The sequence below is a fragment of the Aquabacterium sp. genome (genome assembly GCF_048860245.1).
GTDB lineage: Bacteria > Pseudomonadota > Gammaproteobacteria > Burkholderiales > Burkholderiaceae_C > Aquabacterium.
The window spans coordinates 12,720-30,556 of sequence record NZ_JBLIZW010000041.1; the positions used below are offsets into that span (position 1 = coordinate 12,720).

Below are 17,837 nucleotides of genomic sequence, written 5' to 3' on the forward strand. Positions count from 1 at the left end.
AAAACCCGGCGCGAGGGCCGGGTTTTGGGATGCTCGGGGCAACGCAGTGTTACTGCTCAGCGGCCTCGAATGGCAGGGTCACTTGACGCAGATCCTTCTTGGTTTCGACCAAGATCAGTGGACCTTCGTCCAGCACAACCGCCGCCTTGCGTTCACGTGGCACATGCACAGGCTTCGGCTCGTTGGCGATTGCCTCTTGCGCGATGCGGATCTTGTCTGCATCAGAGTTCACCCACTCCAGACCGGCGTCTTTTGCCAAGGCCACCAGTTCTTCGATGGGCAAGGCGTAAGGCTCGGGTGCTGGGGCAGCAGCTTCTTCGGCAACCACCTCGGCAACCGCTGCAGGGGCGATTTCGATCGTGGCTGCCTCGGGCTGAGCCGCTACCACTGGCGCGATGGATTCAGCGGCTTGAGTCAGGTCGGCTGCAGGGGTGTCAGCGATTTGCTCCGCCGCCTCGCTGGACTCTGCCGAGCGGTCACGACGATCACGACGTGGACGGTCACCACGTTGACGACGGCCGCGCGACTCTTGTTCTGCACCTTCGTTGATGCCGCCTTCAGTGCTGCTGTTGTCGGCAGCGGCATCGCTGGATGGCTCGATGGTGCCGTCTTGCTGCGTATTCAGGCTGTCGTCAGCACGTTCACCGCGACCACGGCCACCACGACGACGACGACGGCCGCCTTCGCGTTCGCCATCTTGTGCAACAGCGGAATCGGCGCCAGGCAAGGCAGCGCCTTCCGTCGCGACGGTTTGCCCCAGCGCCAAAGCTTCTGCTGCAATCGCTTCACGATTCAGAGCGGGACGATCACCACCACGGTTGCCGCGGCCACGGCGACCTTCCTGACGTGGCGCCTCGTCGCGTGCTGCCTCGTTGTTGCCCTCAATGCGATCCTCGCGGTTGGGGCGACGGCCTTGACGGTTGTCGCCTTGGCGCTCGGACTTCTCGCCGCGTTCACCGCGTTCACGACGATCGCCGTTGCGCTCGCCACGACGCTGACCATCGCGACGGCCGCGACCTTGGCCCTTGCCGTCCTTGGCAGGCTCGGCAGCAGGGCTCGGGGCAGCTTCCGTAGCAGGTGCCGGTGTGGCTTCTGCTTCGCCGAAGCCAAACAAGCGCTTCACCCAGCCGAAGAAACCACCAGAGCTTGCCTTGCTTTCAGGTGCAGGCTGATGTGGAATCTCGACGGCAGCCTCCAGAATGGGTTCATTCTTGGGAACCGCCACCGGAGCAGGTTGATCAGGCAAAACGCCCTTGATGACCGGCTCTTGCTTGGGCTTGACCTTCTCGCGACGGGTGATGCCCACTTCTTCGCTGGGCTCCTCGATCATGGAGTAGCTCGCCTGAATGTTTTCCAGACGAGGGTCGTCGTGGCGCAGGCGCTCCAGTTTGTAGTTGGGCGTTTCGAGATGCTTGTTCGGCACCAGCAGCACGGTGACGCGCTGCTTGAGTTCGATCTTGGTGATCTCGGTGCGCTTTTCATTCAGCAGGAAGGAGGTCACTTCCACTGGCACTTGCACGTGCACAGCAGCGGTGTTGTCCTTCATGGACTCTTCTTGAATGATGCGCAGGATCTGCAGGGCCGACGACTCGGTGTCACGGATGTGACCGGTGCCGTTACAGCGCGGGCAGGTGATGTGCGAGCCTTCCGACAGGGCAGGGCGCAGACGCTGACGCGACATTTCCAGCAGACCGAACTTCGAGATCGAGCTGAACTGCACGCGGGCACGGTCGGTGCGCAGGGCATCACGCAGGCGCTGCTCCACCTCGCGGCGGTGCTTGCTGTCCTCCATGTCGATGAAGTCCATGACGATCAGGCCACCCAGATCGCGCAGGCGCATCTGGCGTGCGATTTCGTCAGCCGCTTCCAGGTTGGTGCGGAAGGCGGTTTCCTCGATGTCGCCGCCACGGGTGGCGCGAGCCGAGTTCACGTCCACGGCCACCAGGGCTTCGGTGTGGTCGATCACGATGGCGCCGCCCGAGGGCAGGTTCACCGTGCGGCTGAACGCTGTCTCGATCTGGTGCTCGATCTGGAAGCGTGAGAACAGGGCTGCATCATCACGGTAACGCTTCACGCGGTTGGCCGTGTCGGGCATGACGTGCAGCATGAACTGCTTGGCCTGCTCGTAGATGTCGTCGGTGTCGATCAGGATCTCGCCGATGTCAGCCGTGAAGTAGTCGCGGATGGCACGAATGACCAGTGATGACTCCTGATAAATCAGGTAGGCACCCTTGCCAGCCTGGGCGGCCTCGTCAATGGCTGTCCACAGCTTGAGCATGTAGTTCAAGGCCCACTGCAGCTCAGCCGGTGTGCGGCCAATGCCAGCGGTGCGGGCGATCAGGCTCATACCCTTGGGGTACTCGAGCTGATCCATGGCTTCTTTCAGCTCTTCGCGCTCGTCGCCCTCGATGCGACGGCTCACGCCACCGCCTCGGGGGTTGTTAGGCATCAGGACCAGGTAGCGGCCAGCCAGCGAGATGAACGTGGTCAGGGCAGCGCCCTTGTTGCCGCGCTCTTCCTTTTCGACCTGAACCAGCAGTTCCTGGCCTTCCTTGATCACGTCCTGGATCTTGGCCGAACGAACTTCGACGCCTTCCTTGAAGTACTGGCGCGAAATTTCCTTGAAAGGCAGGAAGCCGTGACGGTCTTCACCGTAATCGACGAAACAGGCCTCGAGAGAAGGCTCGACGCGGGTGACGACGGCCTTGTAAATGTTGCCCTTGCGCTGTTCGCGTCCTTCGATTTCAGTCTCGAAGTCGAGCAGTTTCTGTCCGTCAACAATGGCCAGGCGCCGTTCTTCCGGCTGCGTGGCGTTGATCAGCATGCGCTTCATGTGGTCTCCACAGTTCAAGCGAGGCCTGACCGGGATGGCGCCAGACAAGCCTCAACTCACCATGACCCTGACGGGCCGTGGCAGCTTTCATGCACGAGCAACGAAGCTGAACCGGGAAGGAATTGCCTGGGCTGTCAAAGGCGCGCGAAGGCGTCAATGCAGCAAGGGCGCGCGTGCCGAGACTTGGACACGGGACTGACTCCAGCCAACTGCGAACGGGCGTGCCAGCATCCTGGCCGGCTTGAACGCCTGCGTTGTAAGGGAGGGGGAGTCAGAGGGCACCAGCAGCCGGCGTGCGTCAGCAGCGCCAATACTCGACCATGCTTCTGGAAAGAAGCAGGCCAGCGCTTGGGCGACGCAATCGATGGGCTGAATGGACCGGGGCACGTGGGCAGTCACTCGACACAGATGCCAGCGCAAAAGGGGTTTGATGAAAACTCCAAGTGTCACGCTGGAATCCGGAAAACCTTGATTTGTGGTTCGATCTACGTTGGCTCTGACAGCAATCTTTCAGCGGCAGGGCGACACCTTGGGTCACTCTCTCCAGTGAAGGAATGCTGTTGCATCACCATCAATTTGGCGGGGCACCCCGCCGGGCCTTGTCATGCAGCACCACCAGATCGACGTCAAAGGTAAAATGCGATCTGGCTTTGCCTGTTGGTTGTCGCTGATACCGCATGAGCCATATCAACACACAACAAATTCACAACGTGGCCAAGACCATTATAGGTGCGAAAAACACCGCCCGAACCACCGTTAAAACTACGAAAAAACCCGCTGCAGCCCAGACGGAGGTGTTGGCCTCTGTCCAGCGATTGACCATTGATGAAGGCAGTGCCGGTCAGCGTCTTGATAATTACCTGATCAAGATATTGAAAGGTGCGCCCAAGACCTTGGTTTACCGAATCATTCGCAGCGGTGAGGTGCGCGTCAATAAGGGGCGGGCGGCTGCGGATACACGGCTTGAATTGGGCGATGAAGTCCGCGTGCCGCCGTTGCGTCTGGCTGAAAAAGACGAACAGCGTGAAGCCGCGGTCCCGGCGCGCGAGTTTCCTGTCTTGTTTGAGGATGACCACATGTTGGCCATCAACAAGCCGGCCGGCGTCGCCGTTCATGGCGGCAGTGGCGTGAGTTTCGGGGTCATCGAGCAACTGCGCCGGGCGAGGCCGCAGGCCAAGTTCCTGGAGTTGGTGCATCGGCTGGACAAGGAGACGTCCGGTATTTTGCTGATTGCGAAAAAACGCAGTGCTTTGACCGTCTTGCAGGACTTTTTCCGCCACCGTCAGGCACACAAGACTTATGCGGCACTGGTGATCGGCGACTGGCCTGCTGCACGCAAGGTGATTGATGTTGCGCTTCACAAGTACTTGACGCCTGAAGGCGAGCGACGCGTGAAGGCCGTGAAGGACGACGATGATGGTCGTCGATCCATTTCATTGGTTCATGTCGTTCAGCGGTTTGCGAACTTCAGCTTGCTGGACGTGACCATCAAAACAGGCCGGACGCATCAGATCCGTGTGCACCTTCAAAACGAGGGGCACCCCATCGTCGGTGATGACAAATACGGAGATTTCGCCCTGAACAAAGCCTTGGCGCGAGGTGGTGCGGATGACCTGCCAGGCGTCATGCGCAGTCAACTGAAAGACGGGCGCTTCGAGCGCATGTTCTTGCACGCACGTTACCTGCGTCTGCCCCATCCGGTTTCAGGGGAAGAGCTGACCTTGCAGGCGCCGCTGCCGGCGGAGTGCGAGAATCTGCTGAGTGCTTTGCGCCCGCTGGCGCAACCCTGATCCAACGATGCCTTGCCGCGAATGACGACCACTGTTGACACCGGATTACGCCCCCGTGCGTACGACTTGATCGTATTTGACTGGGATGGCACCTTGTATGACTCCACCGCCCTAATCACCGGGTGTATCCAGGCCGCGTGTGCTGACTTGGGTTTGCCTGTGCCGCCGCGCTCTGAGGCTGCTTATGTGATCGGCATGGGGCTGTATGAGGCCTTGGCGCATGTGGCGCCTTCTTTGGATCCCGCTCGTGTGCCGGAATTGGGGCAGCGTTACCGCCATCACTATTTCCAGCGGCAACACGAGCTCACGCTGTTTGATGGGACGCTTGCACTGTTGGAGGCGCTGAAAGCCCGCAATCATTGGTTGGCCGTTGCCACGGGAAAAAGCCGCCAAGGTTTGAACGAAGCCTTGACGCATGTGGAGCTTCGAGGGGTTTTTGACGGCACACGAACCGCTGACGAGACCGCATCCAAGCCTCACCCTCGCATGTTGCTGGAGTTGATGGCCGAGTTTGGTGTCGACCCTGAGCGCACACTGATGATTGGCGATACGACGCACGATCTTCAATTGGCGTTGAATGCAGGGGCGCACAGCGTCGCCGTCAGCTACGGTGCCCACGAGCCTGCGACGTTTGCCGAGTTCCCAACTCAATTTGTCGCGCACTCCATGGCGGAGTTGCATGGCTGGTTGGTTGAGCATGCCTGACCACTCGGCTGAGCCTCAATTTCTCTGCCTTGCGTCCGACCTGGCTGAGACGGGCGACGCCGTGGTGTTTGAGGTGGTCGCATTTGGGGTTGCCAGGCCGGTTCAGGCTTTTGCGGTGCGCTATCAAGGACGGGTCGTTGCGTACTTGAATCAGTGCGCACACGTGCCCACCGAGATGGATTGGCAGCCGGGTAAGTTTTGGGACATGGATCGCCGCTTTTTCATCTGTTCGATCCACGGCGCTTTGTACGATCCTCCCAATGGCCTGTGCGTCAGTGGACCTTGTCGTGGTGCGCATCTCCAGAAGATTGAGGTTCAGGAGATCGACCAGAAGGTCTATTGGTATCCTAGCGAGCAGTTCCAACCTGTTTTTTGATTTCAACCCGTTGCACGGACATCATTCATGAGTGCGGTCGATTCCTCTTCGGCAGACAAGCCGACAAACACCGAGCGTATGCTGCTGGAGCAGTTCGCCTCGGCGTACTTGGCTCAACAGCGACGCCAGCAACGTTGGCGCTGGTTCTGGCGACTGCTGTGGATTGCCGTGGCACTGAGTGTCATCTGGACCGCCGTCGAGACGGTGCCATCGGCCAAGGCGCCTGTGACACCGCACACCGCATTGGTCGAGGTGCGCGGAGAAATTGGTGCAGAGACGGAGTCCAGCGCCGACAACCTGATGGCCGCGTTGCGCAGTGCGTTTGAAGATCAGGGTGCTCGTGCTGTGGTGTTGCGCATCAACTCGCCAGGTGGGAGTCCTGTTCAGGCGGGGCTGGTGAACGATGAGATCCGTCGTTTGAAGGCCGCACACAAGAAAAAGGTGTATGCCGTTTGCGAAGAAATGTGCGCCTCTGCGGCCTACTACATCGCCGTGGCTGCCGATCAAATCGTGGTCGATAAGGCGTCCATCGTGGGCTCCATCGGTGTGTTGATGGACGGCTTCGGCTTTTCTTCCGTGATGGAGAAGGTCGGTGTCGAGCGTCGACTGATGACGGCAGGTTCAAACAAGGGCATGCTGGATCCGTTTTCGCCTCGCAACCCGAATCAGGAAGCGTATGCGCAAGCCATGCTGGATCAGATTCACCAGCAGTTCATCCAGGTGGTCAAAGACGGTCGCGGCAAGCGCCTGAAGGTGGAGCCAGATACCTTCTCAGGGCTCTTCTGGAATGGTCAGCAAGCCGTGGGTTTGGGTTTGGCTGACCGCTTGGGGAGCTTGGATCAGGTGGCTCGCGACGAAGTCAAGGCGGAAGACATCATCGACTACACGCAAAAGGAAAACCTCGCGGAGCGCCTTGCCAAGCGATTTGGTGCGTCGGTCGGCGCAGGTGCTGTGCACGCCATGCGTTCAGCCGTCACCATTCATTGAGCGTCGGCTGGCGTTGCAAAGGGGCTGAAGCGGGGCTTCAGCCGTCGATGCTCATGACCAGCCTTTGAGCTGCGTCGTATGACAGTGTCAGCAATTGCGCGACATCTTTGATGTCAGCAGGCAGCGCCATCTCGGCATGAGGGTCATCCCAGCCGTGCTGCGTGTGCCGGGCAATTTGAACGCCGAGGATCACGGACCGCACCCTCGGGTCGTTCATTTTGTGGCCGTCGGTGCACTCGATCAGCAACTCTGGCAGATTCCACAGGCGCATGAGCTCATGCCCAAGATCGTCCAGTGTGATGCCCAGCACTTCGCGTTGAACCACCTGAGAGCGCTGAGTGTGATCTGTCTTTAGCCGGTTGGCGATTTCGAGCGCGAGATCCGGTGCGTGACACCAAAGCAGCATCTCCGCGAAGTCGTGGAGCAGGGCGGCTTCCTGGATGACGACGGCGTCTTGATCTTGTCTGCGCAACGCAAAATTCATGGCGAAGTGTGCAGAACGCCGTGCCCGGGTGATGACCTTGATGAGGCCGCTCAGCGCTTCTGGACGATCGCGAAGCCAGTCCAGGATGGTGTGGATGTCTTGAAAGGTGTGGAAAAACGGGCTGATGCCTTGCATGACAATGGCACCCACCAGCGTTTCGGGTGGCTCGACACTCAGTCTTGTGCAGTGCTTGGAAACTTGCACCAAGACCTTGAGTGTCATCAGCGGGTCATTGCTGAACCCCTCTGCCAAGGTGTGCGCATCAACGTTGCCGTTGTTTTCTTCAATTTCCCGGAGTTGGGAAAGCTCCGCCACCGTTCCGGGGAGAACGGGAATCTCAAGCTTGGCCAGTGTTTCAGCCCATGCTCGTAAATTGGGTAATGGGGATTCGATCATGGCGTGAGGCAACCCCTGTGTTGGTAAGGGGGTTATCGACCCATTATGCAGTGCAGGCAAGCCGGGTCTCCCCTCGGCTTGCCAACTTGCTCACGCAGTTTGCCGCGTGGTGTTGCTTTTAGTTACCCAGCAGTGCGTGCTTCAGGTCGCTGTCAACGGGGTCATTGCCCAGCCAGATCTTCAGGATCGCAGCATAGAAGTCGTCACCAGCAATGTCACGACCCTTTTGAGCGCCATCCACCAGTACGCGCATGCCAGCGCCAGGAATCAGGTTCATGTTGATGGTGGTGCCCTTCTTGACGGAACCGAAGGTCATCATCAGGTTCTTCAGTTCGTCCAGGCGACCTTGGTACTTGGCCAACTCGGCGTCCGAGGCGTTCTTCTTGAAGCCCTTGATCATGGCGTCTGCAAAGTCTTCGCCGGTCAGTTCACGCAGCAGAACGATTTGAACCGACTTGGCGCCAGGCTGGGCAATGGCCGCAGCAGCGTTCTTTTCCTTCTTGGACAGGTACAAGCCTGCGGCATACACGTCGACAATGATCTTGACGCGGACGCCAGCACCGTTGAGTTGCAGCGGTTGATTGGCTACTTGAGCGGTGTCACCGAACTTGGCGCCTTTGATTTCCAGGGCCATGGCAGGCAGTGCGACAGCCAGTGCAGTGCTCAGGATCAGAGCGCGGGCGATAGATTTCATGGGTTCTCCGTCATTGATTGATCAGTCCAAAATGGGCCGAACAAGGCATAAACGCACAGTTTCTCCCCAAGGACGACAAGGACCATAGCGGTAAATTCCCGGGGGTGCGCCTGTTTGCCCTCGATTTGTATCGGGGCGTGGTGCGATTGCAGCAGCTCTGCAACGTTTCTTACAGAGAGATGCAGCAGAATGGCAACCCAACACTGGGGCTGCCGCTCTGGGAATTGGAAGTCACGTCATGTCTTTTTTGGTTATCGACATCGGCAACACGCGGTTGAAGTGGGGCTTGTATGCAGCGCCTTCCCGACAGTCTGAGTTGCTGGCTCACGGCGCCGTTGTCTTGGAAGACATTGACTATCTCTGGCACCTCTACTGGAAAAACCTGCATCACCAACCGAAGGCAATGTTGGGGTGCGTGGTGGCGGGCGAGGCCATCAAGCGTCGAGTTGAAGAGCAACTGGAAGAGGGCTGGGGCGTCAAACCCAATTGGGTGTCATCCAGTCCGGAGGCTGGCGGCGTTCAAAATGGCTATGAGCACCCACAACGCTTGGGTGCCGACCGATGGGCGGCCATCATTGGGGCGCGCCAGCGAGCCTTGCTCACCGATCCAGTCACTCCCCCGCCAGTATTGGCCGTCATGGTCGGCACCGCTGTGACCGTTGACGCCATTGATGCCTCGGGTCGTTTTCTGGGTGGCTTGATCTTGCCAGGGTTTGGTTTGATGTACCGTGCTTTGGAGAGTGGCACAGCAGGCCTGAAAGTGCCAACGGGCGAAGTCCACGATTTCCCGACCAACACCAGTGACGCACTGATGAGTGGGGGCACCGACGCGATTGCCGGCGCCATTGAACGCAGCCTTCGCAGACTGCGTGTTCATGCGGGCAGGGAGCCCCTCTTGATCATGTCAGGCGGTGCCGTGTCTCGTTTGTCTCATGTGACCGAATTGCCTGCCACGATCGCAGAGAACCTCATTTTTGAGGGGCTGCTGACCTTGGCAGAGGGTCTCACAGAATAAAACGGGACAGATCCTCGTTGCGAGCCAGTTCGCTGAGCTTGCGGTCAACTTCATCTGCGTCGACCAGATGCGTTTGGCCACTGAGATTCGGGGCGTTGAACGAGAGCTCGTCCAGCAACCGCTCCATGACGGTTGCCAGGCGGCGTGCCCCAATGTTTTCGGTGCGTTCGTTCACTTCGCAAGCAATTTGCGCCAAGCGACGAACGGCCTCCGGTGTGAAGTCCAGGCTCACGCCTTCAGCGGACAGCAGCGCTTGGTATTGCTTGATCAAACTGGCGCTGGGTTGGGTCAGGATGGCTTCGAAGTCATCTACCGACAGCGATGACAACTCAACGCGGATGGGGAAGCGCCCTTGCAACTCAGGGATGAGATCGCTGGGTTTGCTCAGGTGGAATGCGCCTGAGGCGATGAACAGGATGTGATCGGTTTTTACCATCCCATACTTGGTGTTGACGGTGGTGCCTTCGACCAGCGGGAGCAAGTCTCTCTGAACCCCTTGGCGAGAGACCTCTGCTCCCTGGCCCTCGGATCGGCTGGCAACTTTGTCAATTTCGTCGATGAAGACAATGCCGTTTTGCTCGGCGCGCTCTAGCGCGCGTGCACGGATTTCATCTTCATTGACCAGCTTGGCCGCTTCTTCTTCGATCAACTGTGCGCGGGCCTCTGCGATGGTGACTTTGCGAGTTTTCTTTCGCTGTTGCCCCATCTGCGAGAACATGCCACGCAATTGTTCGGCCATGTCTTCCATGCCGGCCGGGCTCAGGATTTCCACGGGAGCGGCCTTGCTGTCCGCCAGCTCGATGTCGATCTCTTTGTCATCCAGCGAGCCCTCACGCAAACGCTTGCGCATCACTTGACGTGTGGTGCTGTCAGCCGAGGTTGGTGGCGTGACGCCGAACTCAGCACGAGGCAAGGGGATCAATACATCCAGAATGCGGTCTTCAGCCGCGTCTTCCGCACGCATGCGTTGAGCCTGAACCTGATGCGCCCGCTCTTGTTTGACGGCACTCTCGACCAGATCGCGGATGATGGTGTCGACATCCTTGCCGACGTAGCCCACTTCGGTGAACTTGGTGGCTTCGACCTTGATGAAAGGCGCATCAGCCAGCTTGGCGAGGCGGCGAGCGATCTCGGTCTTGCCCACGCCGGTCGGCCCGATCATGAGGATGTTTTTGGGCGTGATTTCGGTTCGCAATGATTGATCAACTTGCTGACGACGCCAGCGGTTTCGCAGCGCGATGGCGACGGCGCGCTTGGCGGCGTGTTGGCCAACAATGTGTTGATCCAGTTCGCTCACGATGTCTTGTGGGGTCATGCTCATGATGCGTCAGCCCAGCGTTTCAATGAGGTGGTTCTGATTGGTGTAGATGCACAGGTCGCCTGCGATTTCGAGCGACTTTTTCACCATGACGGCGGCAGCGAGTTCGGTGTTGGCCTGTAGAGCACGCGCTGCGGCTTGGGCGTAAGCGCCGCCCGATCCAATGGCGATGATGCCGTGCTCGGGTTCCAGTACGTCCCCGTTGCCGGTGATGATCAATGACGTCTCTCGATCCGCCACCGCCAGCATGGCTTCGAGCTTTCGGAGCACGCGGTCGGTGCGCCAGTCCCTGGTCAGCTCAACCGCTGCGCGAGCGAGATGTCCCTGGTGCTTTTCGAGCTTGGCTTCAAATCGTTCGAACAGCGTGAAGGCATCGGCAGTCGCGCCGGCAAAACCCGCGAGCACCTGGTCACGATAAAGCTTGCGCACTTTGCGTGCTGTGGATTTGACAACGATGTGACCGAGGGTCACTTGCCCATCGCCACCCATGGCGACTTGCCAGCCTTGAGGGGTTTGTCGCCGGATGCTGACGATGGTCGTGCCGTGATAGGGTTCCATGGATGCCAATACAGGGTGAGAGGAACTCACCACTTGAGGGCATCCGCAGGATTTTCAAGTCAAACCAGTTGAAGCTTGACTTTGGCGTGCTCGTTGATGCCCATGGCGCCGAAGAACAGCGCGATCAGTCGATGCGGGTTCACGAAAATGACCTGGCGCTGCTCGTCACGACGTGCGAGCACCCAGTTGAGCAAGTCGCCTGCTGCGATGAAGTCCACGCGCAACAAGTATTGGCAATCGATCTCCAGGCAGATGCTTGCGCCCAACTGTGTTTCCAACTGGGCGAGTGTGGTGCCAATGTCGCCAATCAGTTGCCCGGAAAGGTTCAGCGCGGCAACTTGAATGAAGCCCACTTCGTTCTGGAACTGTGACTCCACGAAGCTGGTCACCACCTCGGATACCATGGACAGTGAGCGCGAGTGAGGGTTCACGGCGTCATTGACTTCGCGGACCTTGCATGCGGCAGGTTCCCACGACGGCGGGGACAGCTCGTAGGTGACGCAGTAGTCGATCGCCACCTCGTCGAACAACATGGGGTTGTTGATGAGGCGAAGGATGTCCAGCCGCAGCATCCAATACGTGGGGTCAACATCGCGGCTGCCTGTTGGCGAGGTGTCGCCCAGGATGGCCATCAGATGCCCCGTGCCCGTCCAGGCCAACTCGATGGGCTCCTTGGCCCACTGCCGCACCACTTGCCCCAGGTGTGCTGCCCCTTCAGGGCTGACCTGTTGGACATTGCTCCAGTCCATGATCCAAGGGCGAGGGCGTTGCAGGATTTCCATCCGCAACTGCGCAACGGCCTCTGCATCAATCAGCGCTGGCGCTACCCAGCCCTCGATGGCTGGCTGCTCTGGTGGCGGTGACCCGACATCTGCGGGTGCTACGGGCTTGTCTTCTGCTGCTTTGGCGCTTTTCTTGGCTCGCTCTTGCGAGGCAGCGAATGCTGCGACCTTGGCGGGCAAGGAGTACCACTGAGGCGCTGACAGGCCGAATTTTTGCGCGAAAGAAACAGCCAGTTGGTCGAACTGCTGAGGCAGATCGAGGGAGCGATAGAAGTCAAACAAGACCATCCAGGTTTCCGAATGGTCGTGTCGGGCTGCGCCGGGCTGGATCAGGTCCAGCAAGCAGCGTTCGCATTGATCGAAGTCAGCGTTGGCAAACGCGATGACAGCCTCGTCGAGCTCGGGGTCGTGAACGACTTCGGTGACGTGCAGATCAATGTCGTTTTGAAATCCGGTGGGCGCCAGCGGAGATGTGATGGGGGCCGGGGTTGCCGATGAGGCCTGCGTTGCCGTGGTATGGCCGGACTTCAGAATTTCACCGCTGACTTGCGGCAGATCGTCCATGTCCAGCGGGGGCAGCTCCACGGGCAGTGTTGCGGCATGGGCATGAATCGGCATGGGCGCTGTGGGCGCATTCGCCAATGCATCCGGCATGGTCGGTGCGGGGGGGAGCGTGGGCGAGACGGGGGGGCGATTGGCGCCGCCGCCCACCATCTGGAGTTCAATTTCGTCGATCTTCGCCTTGACGGCAATGTCAGAGCGAGGGCCGTTGAGCTGAGGTCGGGAGTCCGGATCCATGTTGGATGGATTGGACATGGCCAACGCGGCATCCTGACTCAGGCCTTCTCGGCGGATTTTGCGCAGCATGTCGAGCTCGCGCTTGCGCACGAAGTCGTTTCGACGCTTGCGCTCAATCATCGCCTTGATTTCGGTCTTGGCGTACTCGCTCTCGGCCGCATCTTGAGGTGCGTTGTCAAGCGCCGCCCAGTCCGTGGTCGGATTGGTGACAAAACGAGCCACCTTCCGGAAAAAGCTACCGGTTTCCTTGCTCATGATGACTGGGCTCGTTGACAACAAATCACGGACTGCCTGCTCCTATCGAGGATCAATCCCCGAACATTTTTTGCTTCAGCTCGCGGCGCTGTTGGGCTTCCAGCGACAGCGTGGCCGTTGGGCGAGCCATCAATCGACCCAAACCGATGGGCTCACCGGTTTCATCACAGAAGCCGTAGTCGCCAGCATCGATGCGAACCAGCGCTTGAGAGATTTTCTTCAGCAGCTTGCGCTCGCGGTCACGGGTTCGCAGCTCCAGCGCGTGCTCTTCTTCAATCGTGGCGCGATCGGCAGGGTCGGGCACGATGGTGGTGTCTTCGCGGAGGTGTTCCGTGGTTTCGCCAGCGTTGGACAGCAAGTCTTCTTTTTGCGCTTCCAGTCGGGCGCGGAAGAAGTCGAGTTGCTTGTCGTTCATGTACTCTGCCTCAGGCATGGCCAGCAGTTCGGCCTCGGTGAGGTCTCGCCCGGCTTTGTGTTTCCAGGCGTTGGCGAGTTTGGTGTCAACCTTGGTGGCGGGAGTGGGCATGTTGTCTGAGTTACTGATGTGTGACGACGAGCGTCCGGTAGCCACGGATTTGGCTGATACGACTGCTTCGGCAAAAAATGCTTTGGCTTAAGAATGTACGGGATTGTGAAATCCCGCGGCTCTCGTCTTGGGGGACGTCGCAGCCCCCGTTCGACGTGTGGATTAGCCTGACAGAAGCGCGCGGATTGTAGCCATGCTTGCTGTCAGTTTTCATCTGGGAATCCCTGAGTTGCCGCAGAAACGTCAGGCCAGGCACTGATCTAGCCCGGCTTTGAACAAATCCTGAGGCAGATCAATCCCGATGAACACCATTTTGCTGATTTTTGTCTCGCCTGGGGTCCATTTGGGGCCAACGTCGCTCCCCATCAATTGATGAACACCCTGGAAAACCACTTTGCGGTCCATGCCGGCGACATGCAGCACGCCTTTGTAGCGAAGCATGCGAGGGCCGTAAATCTGAACCATGGAGCCCAGGAAATCCTCCAGTTTGGTCGCGCTGAAGGGCTTGCTGGATTTGTAAACGAATGACTTCACATCATCATCGTGAGCGTGGTGATGTGGGTGGTGGCAGGCCTCGCCGTCGGCATGATCATGGCCGCAATCGTGGCCGTGCTTGTGATCATGCTTGTGGCCGTGATGGTGGCCATCGTCAGTCAGGAAGTCCGGATCGATGTCCAGCTTGGCGTTGAGGTTGAAGCCCTTGAGGTCAAACACTTCCGCAATGGGCACTTCACCAAAATGCACGCGCTTTTGCGGCGCACGAGGATTCATGTGCTTGATGCGATGTGCCAGATGGTTGGCATCGTCCTCGCTGACCAGATCGGTTTTGCTGATGAAAATCTGGTCCGCAAAACCGACCTGACGGCGTGCTTCCTGACGTTGATCCAGTTGCTGGTTGCCATGCTTGGCATCGACCAGCGTGATGATCGAGTCGAGCAAATAAAGCTCGGCGATTTCGTCATCCATGAAGAAAGTCTGGGCAACAGGGCCTGGATCCGCGACACCGGTGGTTTCGATCACGACACGTTCGAAATTCAGGGCGCCGGCCTTCTTCTGCTTGGCCAAGTCGGCCAGTGTTTCGCGCAGATCTTCGCGAATGGTGCAGCAGACACAACCATTGCTCATCTGTACGATGTGCTCTTCTGTGTCGGCAACCAGAATGTCGTTATCGATGTTTTCTTCACCGAATTCATTTTCAATCACGGCAATACGCTGGCCGTGCGCTTCGGTGAGAACACGTTTGAGCAGGGTCGTTTTGCCGCTGCCGAGGAAACCGGTGAGGATGGTGACAGGAATCAGGCTCATCTTTGCAGTGTAGTGCGGTAAGTGCTGCGTGCCACAGGAGCGTGACGGATTTGTCGCAGGCATGCGTTATTCTTGCGTCATTCCAACCAAGACACCCATGCCGTGTCCGATACCCCTCCTAGTCGACCGCCCAAGGGCGATAAAAACAATGCCGTCTCGCGGTTGCCGCGCGACAAAGATCAACGCAGTTTGTTTGTAAAGCTGGTCGAGTTTTTGTCGCCCGGCCCAGACTCGACGGCAGAGCTGATCGAGACCTTGGCGGACGCCGAGCACCGTGAGCTGATTGAGCCCGAATCGCGCGTCATGCTGGAAGGGGTGATCCGGATGGCGGACATGACGGCCGGCGACGTCATGGTGGCCGTGCGGCGCATGGACTTGCTCGACATTGATGCGCCGTACGACGAAATTCTGGGGCAGGTGATCGAGACGGGTCACTCCCGTTTTCCGGTTTTCGAGGGGTCTCGGGACAACATCATTGGCATCTTGCTTGCCAAAGACTTGTTGAAGCTTCAGCGTGCCCCCGAGTTGAACTTGCGCACTTTGTTGCGTCCACCTGAGTTCGTGCCTGAATCGAAGGGCCTGAACGAGTTGTTGCGCGAGTTCCGCTCCAATCGCAGCCACTTGGCCGTGGTCATTGACGAGTTTGGCAAGACAGCCGGCCTGATCACCATCGAGGATGTCCTTGAGGAGATCGTGGGCGAGATCGAAGATGAGTTCGATGAAGAAGACCGACAGTCGAGCATCTTTACCTTGGCAGATGGCAGCCAACGGGTTGCTGGGGATGCCGCGATCGAAGAGGTTAACCAGACTTTTGGCACCCAACTACCCGAAGAAGACTTCGACACGATTGGTGGGTTGGTGTCGCACGAGTTGGGGCATGTGCCGCGACGTGGTGAACAGGTTGATTTGGGCGGTTTGCGTTTGGTCGTGATGTTGGCTCGTGGTGGTTCGGTGCGCTGGTTCAAGGCGACGCGTCTGACTGAAGCCTCGGATACGGCTGAATCTTGATGTTGCGTGTTCTGTCCGTTCGTATGGCTGCGTTGCTCGCGGTTGCGGGTGGTGGGCTTCATGCCTTGTCCCTGTCACCTTGGTGGGCGGCGCTTGCGCCGTGGATGCCTGCGGTAGGGCAGTCGTTTGCTTTGGCGGGGTTGCTCGCTCTGTTGGCTGGCGTGAAGCGACCGGGACAGGCAGCGTTGGTGGCATGGCTTTATGGGGCAGCCTGGCTCGTCGGAGCGACGGGCTGGATGTACGTCAGCCTCCATCGTTATGGTGGGCTGCCCGCTTGGGTAGCCAGCGGGGCGGTTGGGTTACTTTGCCTTGCTTTGGCTGGCTACATGGCAGCGTTGGGCTGGCTGTGGGCGAGGCTCAGGCTAGGTTTGTGGTGGATGGATGCCATCCTCTTTGCTGTACTGTGGTTGCTTTGTGAGTTGGCGCGTGCGCTCATCCTCACCGGGTTTCCGTGGGGGGCAAGTGGCTACGTGCTGCTGGACACCCCCTTGATGGCATTGATACCGTGGGTCGGCGTTTACGGCGTGGGAGCGGTCTGGGCGCTGCTGGTGGCCTTGCTGGTGTTCGCAGCCTTGAGCGCGCGGACCGTGACCAAATGGGTGACGCTGTGTTGTGCGTTGATGATCTTGGGGGGGCTGCAGGCCGCAGGTTGCGGGCACTTCACCCGACCTCATCGGTCGCCAGTAACAGTGTCGCTGCTGCAAAGCAATGTTCCGCAAGACGAAAAGTTTGTGATGGAGCGGCAGGTGGGCATGTTGCTTTGGCATGCTCAGACCCTGCTGTCTGCGCCGGGGCAGTTGGTTGTGGCGCCTGAAACGGCCATCCCCTTGCTGCCGAGTCAGTTGCCGGAGGGCTATTGGAGCCAGTTGTCGGCAGGCTTCAATGCGCCGGGGCGGCATGCGCTGATTGGTGTGCCGTTGGGAGATTTTCAGCAGGGCTACACCAATTCGGTGGTCGGCTTATCGGTGGCCGCAGGTCGGTTGGCCACAGGGCAGTATCGCTACGACAAATATCACCTTGTGCCATTTGGCGAATTCATCCCGGATGGCTTCCATTGGTTTGTTCGCATGATGAACATGCCGCTGGGGGACTTTTCACGTGGCCATTTGGGTGCGCCATCGTTCTCGGTGGAAGGCCAGCGTGTTGCCCCGACCATTTGTTACGAAGACTTGTTCGGCGAGGAAATTGCCCGTCGTTTTCTTCAGCCGGATGCTGCGCCGACCATGCTGGCCAATGTGAGCAATCTGGCGTGGTTTGGTGAATCCGTGGCGATTCATCAGCACTTGCAGATCGCCCGGATGCGCTCCCTTGAGTTTCAGGTGCCCACCATTCGGGCGACCAACACGGGCGCAACAGTGGTCATTGATCACGCGGGGGCTGTGGTGGCCCATTTGGCTCCCAACACGCGTGGCGTACTGACCGCTACGGTGCAAGGCATGGTCGGTGTCACGCCTTTTGCATGGTGGGCCGCCCGTTTCGGGTTGTGGCCTTTGGTCGCAATCAGTATGTCGTTCATGGGTGTCGCCATGTGGATGCGGCGACGTGCTGTGAGCAATGGCTCATCCATTTAATAGAATCGAGCTTTTGTATGCCCGTTTTCGCATGCGGGCAGGCAATTGCACATCAATGACTTATCGGCGCCAGCGGCCAGATGCCGGGTGGCGCCTTTCAAAGGCAAGACCATGCTGACTTTCCAGCAACTGATTCTGCGTCTTCAAAGCTACTGGGATGCCCAGGGCTGCGCGCTGCTGCAACCCTATGACATGGAAGTCGGGGCCGGCACCAGCCACACTGCAACGTTCCTGCGTGCCTTGGGCCCTGAGCCCTGGAAGGCTGCTTATGTCCAGCCAAGCCGCCGCCCCAAGGATGGCCGCTATGGCGAGAACCCCAACCGCCTGCAGCATTACTACCAATACCAGGTTGTGCTCAAGCCCGCACCGGCCAACATCCTGGAGCTTTATCTGGGCTCGCTGGAGGCTTTGGGTTTTGACCTGAAGAAGAACGACA

16 protein-coding genes are annotated in these 17,837 nt (G+C 58.9%); 8 read left to right on the forward strand and 8 right to left on the reverse strand.

Translation table 11 applies throughout. The features are described 5' to 3' along the window. Nucleotides 1–49: 49 nt before the first annotated feature. A complete protein-coding gene (locus tag ACMV18_RS04700) occupies nt 50–2,833 on the reverse strand; it encodes an Rne/Rng family ribonuclease (protein WP_420816883.1) in 2,784 nt (927 codons plus the stop codon). Between the two features lie 677 nt (nt 2,834–3,510). On the opposite strand from ACMV18_RS04700, the gene ACMV18_RS04705 reads away from it, so the two are divergent. Genes ACMV18_RS04705 through ACMV18_RS04720 form a run of 4 tightly spaced genes read left to right on the forward strand, consistent with a single transcriptional unit; the run spans nt 3,511 to nt 6,691 of the window. Continuing rightward, on the forward strand, nt 3,511–4,623 hold the full coding sequence (locus ACMV18_RS04705) for an RluA family pseudouridine synthase (RefSeq protein WP_420816884.1): 1,113 nt from the start codon (nt 3,511–3,513) through the stop codon (nt 4,621–4,623). 21 nt (nt 4,624–4,644) lie between these two features. After that, nucleotides 4,645–5,328, forward strand: a complete 684-nt coding sequence (locus tag ACMV18_RS04710; protein ID WP_420816885.1) for an HAD-IA family hydrolase — start codon at nt 4,645–4,647, stop codon at nt 5,326–5,328. After that, a complete protein-coding gene (locus tag ACMV18_RS04715) occupies nt 5,321–5,704 on the forward strand; it encodes a Rieske (2Fe-2S) protein (RefSeq protein WP_420816886.1) in 384 nt (127 codons plus the stop codon). The genes ACMV18_RS04710 and ACMV18_RS04715 overlap by 8 nt, the downstream gene beginning before the upstream one ends. 27 nt (nt 5,705–5,731) lie before the next feature. Continuing rightward, nucleotides 5,732–6,691 carry a S49 family peptidase gene (locus tag ACMV18_RS04720; RefSeq protein WP_420816887.1) on the forward strand — a complete coding sequence of 320 codons (960 nt, stop codon included), beginning with the start codon at nt 5,732–5,734 and terminating at the stop codon, nt 6,689–6,691. Nucleotides 6,692–6,728: 37 nt separating this feature from the next. Here ACMV18_RS04720 and ACMV18_RS04725 read toward each other — a convergent pair whose 3' ends face one another. Both ACMV18_RS04725 and ACMV18_RS04730 read right to left on the reverse strand, forming a co-directional pair. Next, nucleotides 6,729–7,571, reverse strand: coding sequence for an HDOD domain-containing protein (locus ACMV18_RS04725; RefSeq protein ID WP_420816888.1), 843 nt, complete (start codon nt 7,569–7,571; stop codon nt 6,729–6,731). A 118-nt stretch (nt 7,572–7,689) separates the two neighbouring features. Beyond that, nucleotides 7,690–8,265 (reverse strand): chalcone isomerase family protein, encoded by a 576-nt coding sequence (locus ACMV18_RS04730; protein ID WP_420816889.1) that lies wholly within the window; start codon nt 8,263–8,265, stop codon nt 7,690–7,692. 238 nt (nt 8,266–8,503) lie between these two features. On the opposite strand from ACMV18_RS04730, the gene ACMV18_RS04735 reads away from it, so the two are divergent. Further along, nucleotides 8,504–9,280: a type III pantothenate kinase gene (locus tag ACMV18_RS04735; RefSeq protein WP_420816890.1), complete on the forward strand. Its 777-nt coding sequence runs from the start codon at nt 8,504–8,506 to the stop codon at nt 9,278–9,280. On the opposite strand, the gene hslU is transcribed toward ACMV18_RS04735, so the two are convergent. The 5 genes from hslU to ACMV18_RS04760 all read right to left on the reverse strand — a co-directional run bounded on the left by hslU (nt 9,270) and on the right by ACMV18_RS04760 (nt 14,822). Further along, entirely contained in the window at nt 9,270–10,604 is a 1,335-nt protein-coding gene (hslU, locus tag ACMV18_RS04740) for an ATP-dependent protease ATPase subunit HslU (protein ID WP_420816896.1), read from the reverse strand. The two genes, ACMV18_RS04735 and hslU, sit on opposite strands and share 11 nt — an antisense overlap. Nucleotides 10,605–10,607: 3 nt before the next feature. Then, entirely contained in the window at nt 10,608–11,156 is a 549-nt protein-coding gene (gene hslV / locus ACMV18_RS04745; protein ID WP_420816891.1) for an ATP-dependent protease subunit HslV, read from the reverse strand. A 59-nt stretch (nt 11,157–11,215) separates the two neighbouring features. Then, nucleotides 11,216–12,991, reverse strand: coding sequence for an STAS domain-containing protein (locus ACMV18_RS04750; RefSeq protein ID WP_420816892.1), 1,776 nt, complete (start codon nt 12,989–12,991; stop codon nt 11,216–11,218). 52 nt (nt 12,992–13,043) lie between these two features. Continuing rightward, a complete protein-coding gene (gene dksA / locus ACMV18_RS04755) occupies nt 13,044–13,517 on the reverse strand; it encodes an RNA polymerase-binding protein DksA (RefSeq protein WP_374255293.1) in 474 nt (157 codons plus the stop codon). A 243-nt stretch (nt 13,518–13,760) separates the two neighbouring features. Continuing rightward, nucleotides 13,761–14,822, reverse strand: coding sequence for a CobW family GTP-binding protein (locus tag ACMV18_RS04760; protein ID WP_374255295.1), 1,062 nt, complete (start codon nt 14,820–14,822; stop codon nt 13,761–13,763). A gap of 162 nt (nt 14,823–14,984) precedes the next feature. On the opposite strand from ACMV18_RS04760, the gene ACMV18_RS04765 reads away from it, so the two are divergent. The 3 genes from ACMV18_RS04765 to ACMV18_RS04775 all read left to right on the forward strand — a co-directional run. Beyond that, nucleotides 14,985–15,830: an HlyC/CorC family transporter gene (locus tag ACMV18_RS04765; RefSeq protein WP_374255348.1), complete on the forward strand. Its 846-nt coding sequence runs from the start codon at nt 14,985–14,987 to the stop codon at nt 15,828–15,830. Next, nucleotides 15,830–17,401, forward strand: a complete 1,572-nt coding sequence (gene lnt, locus ACMV18_RS04770) for an apolipoprotein N-acyltransferase (RefSeq protein ID WP_420816893.1) — start codon at nt 15,830–15,832, stop codon at nt 17,399–17,401. The genes ACMV18_RS04765 and lnt overlap by 1 nt, the downstream gene beginning before the upstream one ends. Before the next feature lie 111 nt (nt 17,402–17,512). Continuing rightward, the coding region (locus tag ACMV18_RS04775) for a glycine--tRNA ligase subunit alpha (protein WP_420816894.1) at nt 17,513–17,837 on the forward strand (325 nt) is incomplete at its 3' end.

Coding starts and splice junctions, on each gene's coding strand:
- ACMV18_RS04700 (WP_420816883.1), bottom strand. CDS start 2,833: ATGAAGCGCATGCTGATCAACGCCACGCAGCCGGAAGAACGGCGCCTG.
- ACMV18_RS04705 (WP_420816884.1), top strand. CDS start 3,511: ATGAGCCATATCAACACACAACAAATTCACAACGTGGCCAAGACCATT.
- ACMV18_RS04710 (WP_420816885.1), top strand. CDS start 4,645: ATGACGACCACTGTTGACACCGGATTACGCCCCCGTGCGTACGACTTG.
- ACMV18_RS04715 (WP_420816886.1), top strand. CDS start 5,321: ATGCCTGACCACTCGGCTGAGCCTCAATTTCTCTGCCTTGCGTCCGAC.
- ACMV18_RS04720 (WP_420816887.1), top strand. CDS start 5,732: ATGAGTGCGGTCGATTCCTCTTCGGCAGACAAGCCGACAAACACCGAG.
- ACMV18_RS04725 (WP_420816888.1), bottom strand. CDS start 7,571: ATGATCGAATCCCCATTACCCAATTTACGAGCATGGGCTGAAACACTG.
- ACMV18_RS04730 (WP_420816889.1), bottom strand. CDS start 8,265: ATGAAATCTATCGCCCGCGCTCTGATCCTGAGCACTGCACTGGCTGTC.
- ACMV18_RS04735 (WP_420816890.1), top strand. CDS start 8,504: ATGTCTTTTTTGGTTATCGACATCGGCAACACGCGGTTGAAGTGGGGC.
- hslV (WP_420816891.1), bottom strand. CDS start 11,156: ATGGAACCCTATCACGGCACGACCATCGTCAGCATCCGGCGACAAACC.
- ACMV18_RS04750 (WP_420816892.1), bottom strand. CDS start 12,991: ATGAGCAAGGAAACCGGTAGCTTTTTCCGGAAGGTGGCTCGTTTTGTC.
- dksA (WP_374255293.1), bottom strand. CDS start 13,517: ATGCCCACTCCCGCCACCAAGGTTGACACCAAACTCGCCAACGCCTGG.
- ACMV18_RS04760 (WP_374255295.1), bottom strand. CDS start 14,822: ATGAGCCTGATTCCTGTCACCATCCTCACCGGTTTCCTCGGCAGCGGC.
- lnt (WP_420816893.1), top strand. CDS start 15,830: ATGTTGCGTGTTCTGTCCGTTCGTATGGCTGCGTTGCTCGCGGTTGCG.